Origin of the sequence: Chryseotalea sanaruensis, from assembly GCF_003990915.1 — a bacterium.
GTDB lineage: Bacteria > Bacteroidota > Bacteroidia > Cytophagales > Cyclobacteriaceae > Chryseotalea > Chryseotalea sanaruensis.
Map to the genome: position 1 here is coordinate 24,261 of NZ_BHXQ01000002.1, position 14,787 is coordinate 39,047.

Sequence of the window (14,787 nt, forward strand, 5' to 3'; positions counted from 1 at the left end):
TTTTCTAGAAGTTTAGTCAGGTAATTGGCCTGTTACCACCCTATCGTAAGTGATAAAATCTGTATTTACCGGCTCAAAACCCTTTTGGCGAAGGAGGATAGCAACTTGAGCCCGGTGGTAGGTAGAATGATTTACCAAGTGTATCATAATGTTCTCAACCTTATTCTTATAGGGGTCTCCCACATAATTATTGTATGACAATTCTCTGTCGAAACGCTCGTTTTCGTTGACAAATGCTAGCCAGTTTTTTCCAATTTCATTGCTCATAGCCTCCAACTCCATTAGACTGTACTGCTTCCACAACGGATAGGGAGCCGTTGAGTTTCCCGTTATCCTTGCTAACCAAATGTACAAGGCTGAAAGTGTATGACTCATCAATGTCAAAATCTTTTCATCACTTACTTGTTGCTTTTTTAAACATGTAATTACCTTCTTATTTGCCCAATCGTTGTAGCTATACAGTTTTACAAAATACTCCTTCATCTTCTGCAATCTAAAATGTTATAATTCGCAAGCAAGTTATAAGGTTTTGAGGATTATTTAATTTTTAGAAAGATGCTTTTAATCATATTAGCTCGCCTCATTAAAGGAAAGGGTGTTGGTCTGTTCATCATTACCCTACACTTAATATTTCTGATTGATCTGAAGATGATTTTAAACATCATCTTCAAACTATCTTGTTACGTCTTCTTTATTACCACTAGGGCTGTTTAAAGTACATTGGGATGTCCTGCAATGGACTATCCCAAAAGGGCCTAAGATTTAAGTAATGTCTTCGAACGCTAACAGCAATAGACGCCATTACTATTACTGACACACCTGCTAGTACGACATCATAGTATTGCAAAAACCTTCCGAGCAACATTATCGCAAGAAGGGATAAAATAAATAAATTCCTTGACATCAATTCATTATTAATAATTACGGAATACTTTAGTTGTTGCCATTACTTTATGGTTCGTTTAAATGCTGGAACAGCAAGGACAAATGATCCTGCGAATCCATTTTAAGATTATTTACTTTAATCAATAATTCAGCTTTGGCTGCACTATCTCCTAATCCGCTAATCAAAGATTTCTTATTTTTTAAAAGAATAAGATTTGAATCCCCTTTTGACCAATAAAATTTTTGCTCGTTTGTAAATTCATCTTTTGTTCGGTTGGCACTATACGCTCCCTGATAATCAGCTTTTCGGAACACCTTTGAGTGCTTTATAAACAAGGAGAATTTACCTGTGGTGACAATCTGGTAATAGCCAACTTTCCCCTCATTACTCTTCTTTTTATAAAAAGTCAATGCTGTTCCATTTACATCCATCACAAACGAGTGAACCATATCGCGACTAACCACTAACTCCTTTCCTCCTCTTATGACAAAAATCTCGTCATTGAAAACATCGTAATTCATGTTGTCAATTTTAACGACTTGCTCTTTGTTCATCATAATTCTTCCTTTTACAAAATCTTTTACAAATGTTGGAAAGCCATCAACCCCATCGTAACGGTTATCGAAAGTGCGTGCCGATAGCCCACTTCCACCAACCATTTGTAAATTAGTTTGACCTTCTAGACCCTCCAATACTTGTGCTTGCAAAAGGGCGCCTTCACAAAAGATCATTAAGGCTATGCTCAATACTTTCTTATAATTTTTAATCATTTATAACTCCTTTAAGCTTTATAGAATCAGATAAATTTTTTATCTTATACGAATAGTGATGTTCTATTCTATTTACTAATACGTGCCAGCCCATCTTTCGCCTCCTGTAAAGTCCCATCAAGTTTTAAGGAGGTTTCATAAGCCTTTTTTGCAGCTACTTTATCCCCCCTCTTCTCATAAATATTACCCAACCGCATATAAGCAGCTGCATGAGAAGGCTCACCCGCTTTGGGTTGATAAGTTAAATATTTCTTCATGCTGGATTCTCCAAAATCCAAACGAGTTCCGCTTACTGCACTTAGTCTCCCTAGTTGATAAATCGTCAGCATATTTTTCGGGTCTTTTGAATTGAGCTCTCCGTAAATGGCGAATGCTTTGTCGTATTGCTTTCTGGTTACGTAAAAATTGGCCAACCCTCCTACATAATCAGGCTTTACCTTTGCCATAGCTATAAATTCCCTTTCCGCTTCAGCAAATTTTTCTTCCTTCATATATATCCTGCCACTTGCCAAATGGCCCTCTGCTGCATCAAGTTTTCTGATTTGTAAGGCAACATCGTGTGCCTTTTCAAAACTACCTCCCATAAAGCCTGGTGCTTGGGTGTAATATTCAATCAGGGATCTTCGAGCGTCAAGGTTCCTTGGATCCAGTGCAACAGCACTTTCCCAGGCACTTTTCATTTTGGGTGCTAACAATCCTTGTCGAAATGGATTGGCATCTCTGGCAATAATGCCTAAAGCATTTCCGAGCCAGTTGAAATAATCTGCTACTTTACTATCGACTTCTGTTGCTTCTTCAAAGTAGTCTGCAGCATCTTCATATTGCTTTTCCTCAAAAGCAATCCTTCCTAAAAAATAACGAGAAGCTGCAAAATCTGCTTGGCCCTCGCTGATACCTGCTAATATTTTTTTGGCTTCTGAAAAGTTTTTAGCTTCGAATAAAGTTTTCGCACTATTGATTTTACTACTCTGCGCAAAAATTGTGCAACTGAATAAGAGTAAGATAAATGTATTTGTAATAGGGGGAGTCATACAAAATACAAGTTAGTGCAAAAATGCGAAGCCCTTATATTAGTCGTTGTACTTTTCTTCAATTCGCAGACTAAATCCTACTCCATGTTGATTAATAATCTGCACAGCAGGGTCATGCTGTAAATATTTACGCAATTTTGAAATGAATACATCCAGACTTCGTCCCATAAAATAGTCATCGCTTCCCCAAACATAATTTAATATTTCTTCACGCTTAAGGGTATTGTTTTGATGGCGACAAAGCATTTGAAGTATTAATGCCTCGCGTTGTGTGAGCGTTTTAGAGCATTGTGGGCAATCTAAGGTGAGTTTAGCTGAGTCAAAAACATAGTTCCCCAACTTGGCCACTATATGTTCTACATCAAGTAGTGGCTTTCGTCTGCGTAAAAAAACCTCTATTCTATAAAAGAGTTCTTCAAAACTGAAGGGTTTGGTTATGTAATCATCCGCACCTGTTCTGAAACCCACAAGTTTATCTTCTGTCATATTCTTGGCAGAAAGAAAAAGTATAGGAACCTCTTTATCATACTCTCTAATATACTTTGCAACTGCAAAACCATCAGCCTTAGGAAGCATAACATCAAGTAAGCACAATTGATATAATGATGATTTGAAATTATCCATTGCCTGACGCCCATCACTACATAGTGTTACCTCGTAACCTTTCAGACTTAGGTTATCCTTAATAACAAAGCCAAGGTTGGCATCGTCCTCCACTAAAAGAATTTTGTGTTGCTTCATTCAACTATAGGTAAATATATGCTAAGGGTAGCCCCCTCATTCAATTGACTGCTTACACTAACCTTGCCTTTATGAGTTTCTATCACCTGCTTAACATAACTTAGTCCCAAACCGAAACCCTTCACATTGTGTATGTTCCCTGTTGGAATCCGAAAAAACTTATGGAATATTCTCGCTTGATATTCAGGAGCAATTCCAATTCCGTTGTCGCTAATTTGAATCAAAATGAACTTACCGCTTTGCCTTGTAGTCACTTTTATTGATGGTTTCGCCTCTGTGTATTTGATGGCGTTGTCAAATACATTGATGAACACATTGCTTAAATGATGATGATCTGCAGTAATGTTAGTGCTGGTTGCAGTAAAAGCTAAAGAAATACCTACCTCTTTATCATTAAACTGTGGCTGCATACTGCTAATGACATTGTTGAGGAGTTCATGTGCATCAATCTTTTCGCGTTTCAACTCCATGTCTGCCTTGTCCAGTTTAGCAACCTGCAGCAGTCGTTCCAAATGCTGCCGCATCCGATCTGTTTCCTGATCAATAATGTTGGTGTAACTAAGCGAACGAACCTCGTTATTTTGTCTTGCTTGCTCGCGTAAGACTTCTGCCGAAAGTGAAATAGTGGATAAAGGGGTTTTAAATTCGTGAGTCATATTGTTTATGAAATCCTTTTGTATTTCTGACAAGCGTCTTTGACGTAGAATCACAAACAATGCATAAGCAAAAAATATAATCACAACTAAAAGTACCAGCGAGGAAAATGTCCATATACCCATCTGGTTGATGAGTTGTAGTTCGCGACCAGGAAAACGAACACCGAAATAATAACTTGCGTTTTTCAATTTAGGCAAGGCCTCCAGCTTAGGCTCGCTTTTAATTAATCCTGCTGCGGCAACCTTACCATAAACCATACACTCTTGCGAGCAGTCGTAAATGCCATATTCAAAATCAGCCTTAATGTTTCTCTTCTCAAATTCAGTGCGAAGTAAAAACTCCAACATAGAGGGATTGATATCGCTGTTGAGCATCACCACAAAATAATTAGTCGACAACTGCTCAACAGGATTATTAGCAGGGGGGGGAGTATTTTGGAGCTCAAAAAATTGCTGAGCAACCGACAATAATGCCGTGTTAACTTGCCTGTCGAAATCTGCGCGTTGCAAATCAAAAGCCTTTCTTACCCAATACACTTGAGTAATGGTTATACCCACGATGCTGAGAGCAGCTAAAACAACTACGATTCTGAGGGTAGAGCTTTTCACAAAGTAAAAATACGTTAAACCATTGATTCGAGTTTTCACTTAACAATCATTAACAATTGTTAGCAAACGCTTAACAGCATGCTAAACGATAACTCATAATCTTTACACCATTAATTAAAACAATTATTCATTTAAATAACATCATTATGAAAAAAGTAACAATCATCTTCTTTGCGAGTTTTATTGCCTTTGTTGCCTACTGCCATAGCACTGCAGTTTTTAACTGGAGCAAAACACAGCATGACTTTGGTAATATTACAAAGGACACTCCTGTAGCCCATGAATTTGAATTTACAAACACAGGTTCAGAGCCACTTATTGTTACCAGTGTTACAGCTTCTTGTGGCTGCACGGTTGCTGATTACTCCAAAGAGCCCATTGCCCCTGGCACCAATGGTTATGTAAAAGCCTCTTTTGATGCCGGAAAGTTAGGCGCCTTTGTTAAAACTGTAACAGTACAATCCAATGCAAATGAAAACCCCGTACTTACACTGAAAGGCACAGTTGTAGAATAATGTGCTCCTAAGTTTAAAAAAAAACAATAATTTCTTAGACAAAAGTGGGGTATTGTTTAATGCCCCACTTTTTATTTTGGCATACAAATGTACGTATGCTGAGCCAAATTTGGGTATTTATACAGGCGGCATGAAATATAGTTGCCTAGGGTATGTTCTTAGTCTTTAGAGTGTTACCTTTGAGATGCAGGTAGTACGCCCAAATAAGTTTTAAAGTACTATCTGCCTTGATTAAAATTATAAGTACATGAGTTTACGATCACTTCAATTTGCAAAAGAGCGCCCTGAATTTTTTTCTACGCTAAATCAACGCGTCAATGGCTATTTCAAAACTAACAACATTGACAAAACAGCTAACACAGAAATGGTTATTAAAACTATTTTTATGTTCTCACTTTATTTTACGCCCTATTTCTTAATTATTGGCGGCATTACTACTAACCTTTGGATTCTTTTCGGCTTGTGCATACTTATGGGCTTTGGTAAAGCAGGAATTGGTTTATCAATTATGCATGACGCAAACCATGGCGCCTATTCTAATAAAGCATGGGTTAATAACTTTCTGGGCTACTCCCTCAACCTTGTGGGGGCTCACATGATGAACTGGAAAATACAACATAACGTACTTCACCATACTTATACTAACGTTCACGATGCAGATGAAGACATCAGCCCTAGAGGTGTACTGCGTTTATCACCTGATTCTAAATGGAGACCGATCCACCGTTTTCAACACATTTATGGATGGTTGTTATATGGCTTAATGACGTTAGTGTGGACGTTCACAAAAGATTTTTATAGAGTATTCAAATATCATCAAGAAGGTTTATTGGCTAGGCAGAAGTCCTCTCTCACCAAAGAATTGGCGATTATGATTTTTTCAAAGCTTGCATACTTCGCTTACATTTTTGTAATACCCATGCTTTTGCTTGACGTCACTTTTACACAAGTGTTGGTTGGTTTCATTGCTATGCATTACCTGGCTGGTTTTATTCTGGCCATTATTTTTCAACCGGCCCATGTTATCGAAGGCACAGCTTACCCTGCACCTGATGAGACTGGCACGCTTGAGAATAACTGGGCTATACACCAAATGCGTACTACAACAAACTTTGGCCGGAAACATAGAATTTTTTCATGGTACGTGGGGGGGTTAAATTATCAAGTGGAACATCACTTGTTCCCTAATATCTGTCACGTTCACTATAGAGAAATTTCAAAAATTGTGGAAGCAACAGCAAATGAATTTGGTGTTCCTTATCAATCTAAAGAAACATTCTGGGAAGCAATTAAAGCACATGCCCGTCAATTAAAAACGTTAGGTAAAAAACCTTCTGCCGTTCAACATGTAACCGCAATGGCTGCTTAATTTAAAATCATCAGCATTTAAAAGCTGTTTGGATAAATATCCAAGCAGCTTTTTTATTTACTGGTTTTTACAAACTCAATATTACGCTGCAAGCCCTCAAGCTTCGTTCGTTTCACAGCAGATCTTCTAAACACCAGTTGGAAAACCTCTTCTGTAATTTCCTTCCAATCACTTTTAGAAAGATTCTTCAATTCATCGGAAGGTTCAAATTTTTTTTCGCTGTGTGCCTTTGAGAAGCGATTCCAAGGACATACATCCTGGCAGATGTCACAACCAAAAATCCAATTATCAAACTTACCTTTTACCTCCTCCGGAATTGCATCTTTTAATTCTATAGTAAAATAGGAAATACATTTACTTCCATCCACAACATAGGGCTCAGGTATGGCTTCAGTCGGGCAGGCATCCATGCAGGCTGTACAGGTGCCACAATAATCTTTTATTGGCGAGTCATAGTCTAATTCAAGATCAATAATCAGTTCAGCTAAAAAAAAGAAGCTACCCATCTGTTTATTCAGCAGCAAAGAGTTTTTACCAATCCAGCCAGTGCCTGCACGTTGCGCCCAGGCGCGCTCCATTACCGGAGCTGAATCAACAAAAGCACGTCCATCAATTTCTCCAATGCTTAAGCGAAGTTCTTCCAACAGCGTTTTGAGCTTATCTTTAATCACAAAATGATAATCCTCGCCATATGCATACTTGGCAATTTTTAAATTACTGGTTTGAGATAGATCTGCTGAGGGATAATAATTATACCCTAACGTGATAATGGATTTTGCACCAGGCACCAGTAACCTGGGATCAAGGCGTTTATCGAAATAATTTTCCAGGTAAGACATTTTACCCTGATAACCTCTTTGCAACCACTCCTCTAAGCGTGGTGCTTCATCTTCTAAAAACTCAGCTTTAGCAATACCACAAAAACTAAAACCCAGGTTAGCAGCAGCAGATTTAATGAGAGCTGTATGGGCAGTTTGTGGAGACATTATTCGTTATTCGTTATTCGTTATTCGTTATTCGTTATTCGTTATTCGTTATTCGTTATTCGTTATTCGTTATTCGTTATTCGTTATTAAAAAAATTGTAGCAACATAATTCGTGTAGACATTGTTTTAATTGTACTTATTAACTAACAAATATTAATCTATATCAGACAACAATATCAAACATCAAACAAGCCAGCTCCCCTACCGCCAGGTATGGCAATCTTTAAATGTTTGTATGCTTTTTCGGTTGCTTCTCTTCCTCGCGATGTGCGTTTTAAGTATCCTTCCTGTATTAAAAAGGGTTCATAAACTTCTTCAATGGTTTCAGCTTCTTCTGCCACTGCTGAGGCGATAGTCGAAATTCCTACCGGACCACCTTTAAACTTTTCAATAATGGTCAGCAAAATGCGATTGTCCATTTCATCCAAACCATTTTCATCTACATCCAGTGCGTTGAGCGCCATTTTTGCAATGTGCATGGCAATTGTGCCGTCACCTTTTATTTGGGCAAAATCCCTAGTTCTTCTTAACAACGTATTGGCTATACGCGGTGTACCTCTGCTTCTTCTGGCCAATTCAAATGCAGCATCATCGGCAATGGGTGTTTGTAAAATTGCAGATGACCGCTTGACAATAGATGTAAGTAGATTGGCATCGTAATATTCCAAACGTGCATTTATACCAAAGCGTGCACGCAAAGGTGAGGTCAGCAAACCTGCTCTCGTAGTCGCGCCAATCAGTGTAAAAGGACTAAGCCCAATTTGAATAGACCTTGCGTTCGGTCCAGAATCCAGCATAATATCGATACGGAAATCTTCCATCGCTGAATACAAATATTCTTCAACAATAGGATTCAGCCGATGTATCTCATCAATAAACAACACATCGTTAGCTTCAAGATTAGTAAGTAAACCTGCCAAATCGCTTGGCTTGTCTAACACTGGGCCAGAGGTTATTTTAATACTTGTTTGAAGTTCATTGGCAATTATATGCGACAAGGTGGTTTTACCTAAACCGGGAGGGCCATGCAATAAAACATGATCAAGTGCCTCGCCTCTTTGTTTGGCAGCCTGTACATACACTTTAATATTTTCTACTATCTTCTCTTGTCCGGTGAAATCGCTAAAGGAAAGCGGACGCAATGCCTTTTCGGCATCTTTCTCTGAGGCACTCAGGCCTTCACTTTCACCCGTCAAATAATCTTCTCGCATGCGCGAAGTTAAGCATTAACATGAAAAGGAGTTTTAGCAACATTGTTGCATTTACATCTTTTTTGATAACTTGCGCCTCATTTTACAAACATGACCCTTCGTAACAAGAACATTCTTTACTCGGTGATCGTTTTGGTCGCCATGGCTGCTGTTTGGCAATATAGAAAGGGCAAAACCCCTTCTTTTATTCAGATTGAAGGCGAGACCATGGCCACCAGCTACCACATCTCTTATTTTGACCTGCAAAACAGAAACTTTAAGCAGTCGATCGATTCATTACTGGTGCTGGTTAATAAGGCAATAAACAATTACAACCCCAATTCAGAGGTGTCGCGCTTTAATAAAGGAGACAGTGTTTTTAATGTGGAGTTGCCTTACCTATTGCCTGCCTTAGAAAAAGCTCAAAAAGTATTTGCCGCTTCAAATGGTGCGTTTGATATGACTATTATGCCTTTGGTTAATTATTGGGGTTTTGGCCCTGATAAAACCATAAAGCCTGATAGTTCAAAAATTGATTCATTAAAGGCTCTTGTGGGTTTTGAAAAAATCAGACTTACAGCCAATACCGTTGCTAAAACTGATAATCGTACACAACTTGATTTTGGTGGTATCGGTCAGGGTTATGGCGCGGATGTAATTGCTGATTACTTGAAATCAAAAGGCATTGTAAATGCTTTAGTAGAATTAGGTGGCGAAGGTTTGGCTATGGGCATGAATTTGAAAACACAAAAGCCGTGGGAGATTGGTATTCTTGATCCCAACTCCACACGCGATAATATGTTTTTCAAAGCCTATGCATCATTAAGTAATAAAGCCTTCACTACTTCTGGCAACTATTTCAATTATAAAATAGTTGATGGTAGAAAATTCTCGCATACCATTGATCCAGAGAGTGGCTATCCGGTTAAACGTTCTTTGTTAAGTGCAACAGTTTTTGCAAACGACTGTACAACAGCGGATGCATGGGGAACAGCCATTATGGTAATGGGGCATGAGAAAGCCCTTGAGGTGTTGAAAAAACATCCTGAACTTGATGTCCTACTCTTTTACACAACTGATAACGGAGATATGGAATATTTCGTGACTGAAAAAATTAAATCGTCTATTACTATCAAACCTTAATTACATGACGATAAAACTGCTTGTACTTTTTCTAACACCGCTGTTAGCGGGTTTGTTAGTTTATTTTGTACCCAATGCCCGAAGCAGCAATTTCCGTTTGCTATTGGTCTTTGCAGGGTCATATCTTTTTGGTATTACCGTTACCCACATTCTTCCTGAACTCTATCATCAATCTATAGGAGCCGAATTAATTGGTCTATTTGTATTAGCCGGTTTCTTTTTACAACAGGTGTTGGAATATTTTACTTCAGGTATTGAGCATGGTCACATCCATGTACACAGTCATGGATCTGATCATCATAGTCATTCGCATCATCACAGACAGGTTTCAGCTATCGTTTTATTAACTGCATTGTGTCTGCATGCGTTTCTGGAAGGTGGTATGCTGGCACAACCCTTAGCTATGGGGCCACATTATGATATGAATGCCATTTTGTTAGGTATTGCTTTACACCGTGCACCAGCAGCTTTTGCTTTAATGACAGTACTTGCTTTCCAACTGGGTTCTAAGCGCAAATCCCTTCCATACTTAATAGGCTTCTCAATTGCAGCTCCTATTGGTTTGTTAATAAGTACCTATTTAGCAGAAACAGAAATTTTATCAGGCAATGCACTTATTTATTTGTATGCACTGGTAAGTGGTAACTTCCTGCACATATCAACTACTATTGTGTTTGAGAGCAGTCCTGAGCATCATTTTAATGCTAAGAAACTGGCTGTGGCCATGGTTGGTGCACTTTTGGCAGTTGGCGTAGAATACATTTTATAAATTGTAGTAAATAGCTTTTTACAACATTTAACCAGCTTAAAATAAATGTAATGATCGTCATCATTGCATTTGATATTTGAATTGGTTTTTCTTTGTTAAGGATGGGTTACTTAATCGTAAAACCAACAATAAATCTTTACTAGTTGGAATATTTCCAATAGTTTTATATGCTTTAATCTACACTAATGAAGAATCTCCGCACAATTTGGTGGCGTACGGGTTTTATAGGCATTGCCCTATTATCCAGTTGCGATTTCAATAACTTACTCGACACCGATTTCGAATCCATCAGCACTTCGCCTACTATTGCTATTCCGTTAGGTTTTGGAAGCTTGAGTATACAAGATTTTTTAAATGATGAGGATTCTGCCAACATCAAAATTTATGAAAGTGGCCCTGATCAAGGTGTGGTATATCTTTTTTACCAACAAACATTGAAAACGCAGGGAATTGGTGACCTACTTACTTTTCCTGATAAAAATATTACTCGCGGTTTAAATATTAACCCGACCGCCATTCCAATTCCCGTGCCCGCTAATAGTACAGTGAACTTAAGTCCGGGTAACCTTACTTTCGATCTAGATTTTGATCCGGAAAAATTTAGTGAAATTCTTTTTACGCAAGGAAGTCTTCGCATTATTGCGCAGACAAATCCTATTATTCCTAACCTGCAATTTGAAGGTGAGATAATATTAACTTCTTTTACTAACAATGGTATTCCACTTAGCCAGACATTACAAAGCGGTAGTAGTTCACAATTAATATCTGTTGCTGGCTATAGCGCCATTCTGGAAGATAATCTATTTGAAGCTCAGGTTAGCGTTCGCGTTAGCAGTGGCGCAACACCCTCTGCAGTCCCTCCGGGCACTCAATTCAATTTTACCCTCGACTTTACTGATCTCAATTTTGATTATGTAAAAGGTTTCTTTGGTGATCAGACTGCTGATCTGCCAGATGAAACATTAGAAATAGGTGCCTTTGAAAATGTTTTTGATGATGTGGAGGTGTCACTCGCCAGTCCAAAAATTTCTTTTGTAGTTATCAATGAATATGGCATTCCTGTTAACGTAATATTTAACACACTTGAAGCACGTAAGCCTGGCAGCAGTCTGGCGGTCCAATTAAATCCTGCCAGTCCAATTGTTACCAACATTCCCCAAACAATGGGAGACTCAGCTTTTACTACCGTGGCTGTAACCAATGCCAGAGCCTTACTGGATTTTGCTCCTACGGAATTTTACTATAATGTTAGTGCGCGCATTAACCAAGGACTAACAGATGGTGAAAACTTTTGCCAAAGTGATGCAGAATTAAATGTGCGTATGTCAATTGAAGTCCCTTTTATTGGAAATGCTTCAAATATCATTCTTCAAGACACAGTTGATCTTGATGTAGGTGATCTTGAGTCATCCGAAATTGAAGAGGCCTTGTTACGCATTGCAACCGTTAACCATTTGCCATTAAATGCAACGCTTCAACTCTATTTACTAAACGAAGATCTTACACAACTTGATATTTTATTAGATCCCAATGACAACCGTATTATTGAGGGTGCTGCTACAGATGCCACTGGCACTCCGGTAACCCCAGGAGAAAAAGTAATGGAAATTAATATCAGTAAAGAGAAAATCAACAAACTGTTTGAAGCCAGTAAGCTTGTAATTGTTGCAGAGCTGGAAACAGCAGATAACCCCAAGGATGTAAAATTTCATGCAGCCGATAAGCTCGAAATAAAAGTAGGACTGAAAGCAAAGGTTAAGCTAAATGTTGACCTATGATAAATCTATTTTCTTTCCATTTACCTTCAATCGACTTTCGCATGAAATACTTTAGTCTTTTTATATTTTTATTGGGTTCTGTGCAACTTTTTGCTCAACCAGAAGCCACTATGTACACGCTTTCAGGTGTACCACAACATGTTAATTATAATCCTGCTTTTGTTCCAAATTATAAATTTGTATTAAGCATAGGCCCTGGCTCAGTTCATGGTCATTATTCTAACAGTAGTTTTGCATATAGCGATTTGGCTGTACGAAGAGGCGACTCGCTTGTTGCTGATCTTGTAAAGTTTAATGGAGCCCTTAATAAAAAGAATTACATCACCACGGCTGGAGACGTTGAAGCTTTTCGTTTGGGCATACAATTAAGCAAACGACTTTATTTTAATTGGACAGTAGGTACAAAAGTTTTTGCGAGGCAAATGATCCCGCAAGATTTGACCTCATTATTTATTAATGGGACTTCGAGCTTTGTCAATAGTTCAGCTTCATTCTCACCACAGTTAGAAGCAACATCCTATTTAGAATCTGCTTTTGGTGCATCATACAAAGTGAATGATAAGATAACGGTTGGTGGACGCGTTAAAATTTTGCGTGGTATTGTTAACGCCAGCACTGAAAATTCAGAGTTGACCCTTGCCCTTGCTGATGATTATTCTATGACTCTGACTGGAGATGTGAACGCACGTACCTCAGGAATACAAAATGCCGATAATGGGGATGTAAAAGACTACTTGAAAAATAAAGGTTTGGCCATTGATTTAGGAGCAACACTTAAGCTAACTGAAAAGCTTACGGTTGGCGCAAGCTTGCTGGATGTTGGTGCCATTAACTGGAAAAACGATACCTATGCTTATACGCTAGATCCAAGCGTGGCCACCTACACATTTGCTGGTGTGGACCTGCAAAGAATTATCGATGGTGATGAAGATTACTTTGATGCCGAAATGGATTCGCTGGAATCTAAATTTGAGTTGCAGGAAGGTGCAACGGGTGGCTACAGAACACCTCTTCCCGGTAAAATGTATTTTAATGCCAGCTATAAAATTAAAAAGCAAATAACTTTTGGGGCTCTCTTGTTTATGGAAAAGTTTCAGGGACGATTTCACCCGGGACTTTCAGCTTCAGTTCATAAAGAATTCTGGCGCATAGCAGGAGTATCTGTTAGTTACTCAGCCATCAACAAAGGCTTCGGTAATTTAGGTGCAGGCTTTAACCTAAACCTTACGCCTTTTCAATTTTATGTAGTGGGCGATAATCTATTGCGAATGCCCCTATCTTACTTAGCAAATGGCAGCTATGAAAAATTTGCCAGTAATGTTAGATACTTCAACGTAAGGGCGGGTATGAACTTTGTTTTTGGCAGGGATCGCTCACATGAGAAAAAAGCATATAACCAGCGAAAAAAATAGATTTTCATTTTCTATAAAAGTGCATATCAAGGCTGATAATCTTGGTATGCATTTTTTTTAGACTTGGGAATATCTCTATAGTTATTAAAACAAGGGTGACACTTCGCATTCAATAGCTGTCGTTTTTGATAGAATCAAGATCCGAAGAGTAAAATAATCTCGATTAGTTAAACTTTGTCTTCTCAAAGTATAATTTCTTTACCTTGTTTTCAAGCGCCATAGCTTTCGGAAAAAGAATTTCATTTTCGATACGAGCATGAATAATCAGGCTTTTCTCAAACTCCTTTAGCTCATTGTAGAGTACTTTAATATGCAGTGGGGTGTCGCTGCTCATTTTATAATCTCTGGTAATACTCCTGATCCCCTCCATCTCATCGTCATGTGCCTCATGTTCAGCTGCAAACTTATGAAGTGAGCTTCGTTCTAATAAATAAAATAAACGTGTTGGATTATAGTTGCCTTTAACTGCACGCTCCAGCGATCTTATATAGCTGAATAAATTATCCTCTTCTTCATAGATGTGGTGTATAAAATCTTCTACAAAAAGTGGAAATACTACTTTTAAATCACGCTCTACACTTAAGTAGTCATCATGCTGAGCATTAAACCCCTGAACTAAACCTGCCATATAAGGCAACTTATGCTTTATAAAAATAAAGTGGGCATGTTTTAAGTATTCAATAATAAGATCAATCGGATAAGATGTAAGGGGAAGATCAGTTTCCTGCAAAAGGCTTGGTGACTCTAATTCCCGCAAAACCTGCTCTACACGCAAGCCCTTTTGAAGACAAACCTGCTCAAGGGTCAGTTCAGAAAATTCATAAAATTTTATCCCGAAGTAAAAGAGCACATAAGCATGCACATGGTTTTCCTCCACGAGTTCCCCAATTCTGCGGTTTTTCCAGCTTACTTCTTCCATTATCTATCAAATA

Annotated in this window: 14 protein-coding genes; 6 read left to right on the forward strand and 8 right to left on the reverse strand. The window is 38.4% G+C overall.

Annotated elements, in window-relative coordinates:
* Positions 1–12 precede the first annotated feature (12 nt).
* The 5 genes from SanaruYs_RS04575 to SanaruYs_RS04595 all read right to left on the reverse strand — a co-directional run bounded on the left by SanaruYs_RS04575 (position 13) and on the right by SanaruYs_RS04595 (position 4,693).
* Positions 13–483 (reverse strand): DinB family protein, encoded by a 471-nt coding sequence (locus SanaruYs_RS04575; protein ID WP_127121360.1) that lies wholly within the window; start codon positions 481–483, stop codon positions 13–15.
* 468 nt (positions 484–951) lie between these two features.
* The gene (locus SanaruYs_RS04580; protein WP_127121361.1) at positions 952–1,656 is read right to left on the reverse strand and encodes a hypothetical protein; all 705 of its coding nucleotides are present in this window, start codon (positions 1,654–1,656) and stop codon (positions 952–954) included.
* 68 nt (positions 1,657–1,724) lie between these two features.
* Positions 1,725–2,687: a tetratricopeptide repeat protein gene (locus tag SanaruYs_RS04585; RefSeq protein WP_127121362.1), complete on the reverse strand. Its 963-nt coding sequence runs from the start codon at positions 2,685–2,687 to the stop codon at positions 1,725–1,727.
* A 39-nt stretch (positions 2,688–2,726) separates the two neighbouring features.
* Positions 2,727–3,428 (reverse strand): response regulator transcription factor, encoded by a 702-nt coding sequence (locus tag SanaruYs_RS04590; RefSeq protein ID WP_127121363.1) that lies wholly within the window; start codon positions 3,426–3,428, stop codon positions 2,727–2,729.
* Complete coding sequence (locus SanaruYs_RS04595) at positions 3,425–4,693, reverse strand: sensor histidine kinase (protein ID WP_127121364.1); 1,269 nt, start codon at positions 4,691–4,693, stop codon at positions 3,425–3,427. Before SanaruYs_RS04595 ends, SanaruYs_RS04590 begins: the two co-directional genes overlap by 4 nt.
* Before the next feature lie 146 nt (positions 4,694–4,839).
* Between SanaruYs_RS04595 and SanaruYs_RS04600 the strand changes: the two genes are divergently transcribed.
* Both SanaruYs_RS04600 and SanaruYs_RS04605 read left to right on the forward strand, forming a co-directional pair.
* Entirely contained in the window at positions 4,840–5,208 is a 369-nt protein-coding gene (locus tag SanaruYs_RS04600; protein ID WP_127121365.1) for a DUF1573 domain-containing protein, read from the forward strand.
* Between the two features lie 247 nt (positions 5,209–5,455).
* Positions 5,456–6,577: a fatty acid desaturase family protein gene (locus SanaruYs_RS04605; protein WP_127121366.1), complete on the forward strand. Its 1,122-nt coding sequence runs from the start codon at positions 5,456–5,458 to the stop codon at positions 6,575–6,577.
* Between the two features lie 53 nt (positions 6,578–6,630).
* Here SanaruYs_RS04605 and queG read toward each other — a convergent pair whose 3' ends face one another.
* Both queG and ruvB read right to left on the reverse strand, forming a co-directional pair.
* A complete protein-coding gene (gene queG, locus SanaruYs_RS04610; RefSeq protein ID WP_127121367.1) occupies positions 6,631–7,563 on the reverse strand; it encodes a tRNA epoxyqueuosine(34) reductase QueG in 933 nt (310 codons plus the stop codon).
* 176 nt (positions 7,564–7,739) lie between these two features.
* Complete coding sequence (gene ruvB, locus SanaruYs_RS04615) at positions 7,740–8,774, reverse strand: Holliday junction branch migration DNA helicase RuvB (protein ID WP_127121368.1); 1,035 nt, start codon at positions 8,772–8,774, stop codon at positions 7,740–7,742.
* A 90-nt stretch (positions 8,775–8,864) separates the two neighbouring features.
* Here ruvB and SanaruYs_RS04620 point away from each other — a divergent pair, with 90 nt between their 5' ends.
* From SanaruYs_RS04620 to SanaruYs_RS04635, 4 genes are all read left to right on the forward strand, one after another.
* Entirely contained in the window at positions 8,865–9,896 is a 1,032-nt protein-coding gene (locus tag SanaruYs_RS04620; RefSeq protein WP_127121369.1) for an FAD:protein FMN transferase, read from the forward strand.
* Positions 9,897–9,900: 4 nt separating this feature from the next.
* Positions 9,901–10,665, forward strand: a complete 765-nt coding sequence (locus tag SanaruYs_RS04625; RefSeq protein WP_127121370.1) for a ZIP family metal transporter — start codon at positions 9,901–9,903, stop codon at positions 10,663–10,665.
* A 185-nt stretch (positions 10,666–10,850) separates the two neighbouring features.
* Positions 10,851–12,443, forward strand: a complete 1,593-nt coding sequence (locus SanaruYs_RS04630) for a hypothetical protein (protein ID WP_127121371.1) — start codon at positions 10,851–10,853, stop codon at positions 12,441–12,443.
* Entirely contained in the window at positions 12,440–13,855 is a 1,416-nt protein-coding gene (locus SanaruYs_RS04635; protein WP_127121372.1) for a DUF5723 family protein, read from the forward strand. Before SanaruYs_RS04630 ends, SanaruYs_RS04635 begins: the two co-directional genes overlap by 4 nt.
* Positions 13,856–14,018: 163 nt before the next feature.
* Here SanaruYs_RS04635 and SanaruYs_RS04640 read toward each other — a convergent pair whose 3' ends face one another.
* The gene (locus tag SanaruYs_RS04640) at positions 14,019–14,774 is read right to left on the reverse strand and encodes a hemerythrin domain-containing protein (protein ID WP_127121373.1); all 756 of its coding nucleotides are present in this window, start codon (positions 14,772–14,774) and stop codon (positions 14,019–14,021) included.
* Between the last annotated feature and the right edge of the window lie 13 nt (positions 14,775–14,787).

What these genes read in the sequence shown, in the direction of transcription:
- SanaruYs_RS04575 (WP_127121360.1), bottom strand. Translation starts at nt 483, where the DNA reads ATGAAGGAGTATTTTGTAAAACTGTATAGCTACAACGATTGGGCAAAT.
- SanaruYs_RS04580 (WP_127121361.1), bottom strand. Translation starts at nt 1,656, where the DNA reads ATGATTAAAAATTATAAGAAAGTATTGAGCATAGCCTTAATGATCTTT.
- SanaruYs_RS04585 (WP_127121362.1), bottom strand. Translation starts at nt 2,687, where the DNA reads ATGACTCCCCCTATTACAAATACATTTATCTTACTCTTATTCAGTTGC.
- SanaruYs_RS04590 (WP_127121363.1), bottom strand. Translation starts at nt 3,428, where the DNA reads ATGAAGCAACACAAAATTCTTTTAGTGGAGGACGATGCCAACCTTGGC.
- SanaruYs_RS04600 (WP_127121365.1), top strand. Translation starts at nt 4,840, where the DNA reads ATGAAAAAAGTAACAATCATCTTCTTTGCGAGTTTTATTGCCTTTGTT.
- SanaruYs_RS04605 (WP_127121366.1), top strand. Translation starts at nt 5,456, where the DNA reads ATGAGTTTACGATCACTTCAATTTGCAAAAGAGCGCCCTGAATTTTTT.
- queG (WP_127121367.1), bottom strand. Translation starts at nt 7,563, where the DNA reads ATGTCTCCACAAACTGCCCATACAGCTCTCATTAAATCTGCTGCTGCT.
- ruvB (WP_127121368.1), bottom strand. Translation starts at nt 8,774, where the DNA reads ATGCGAGAAGATTATTTGACGGGTGAAAGTGAAGGCCTGAGTGCCTCA.
- SanaruYs_RS04620 (WP_127121369.1), top strand. Translation starts at nt 8,865, where the DNA reads ATGACCCTTCGTAACAAGAACATTCTTTACTCGGTGATCGTTTTGGTC.
- SanaruYs_RS04625 (WP_127121370.1), top strand. Translation starts at nt 9,901, where the DNA reads ATGACGATAAAACTGCTTGTACTTTTTCTAACACCGCTGTTAGCGGGT.
- SanaruYs_RS04630 (WP_127121371.1), top strand. Translation starts at nt 10,851, where the DNA reads ATGAAGAATCTCCGCACAATTTGGTGGCGTACGGGTTTTATAGGCATT.
- SanaruYs_RS04635 (WP_127121372.1), top strand. Translation starts at nt 12,440, where the DNA reads ATGATAAATCTATTTTCTTTCCATTTACCTTCAATCGACTTTCGCATG.
- SanaruYs_RS04640 (WP_127121373.1), bottom strand. Translation starts at nt 14,774, where the DNA reads ATGGAAGAAGTAAGCTGGAAAAACCGCAGAATTGGGGAACTCGTGGAG.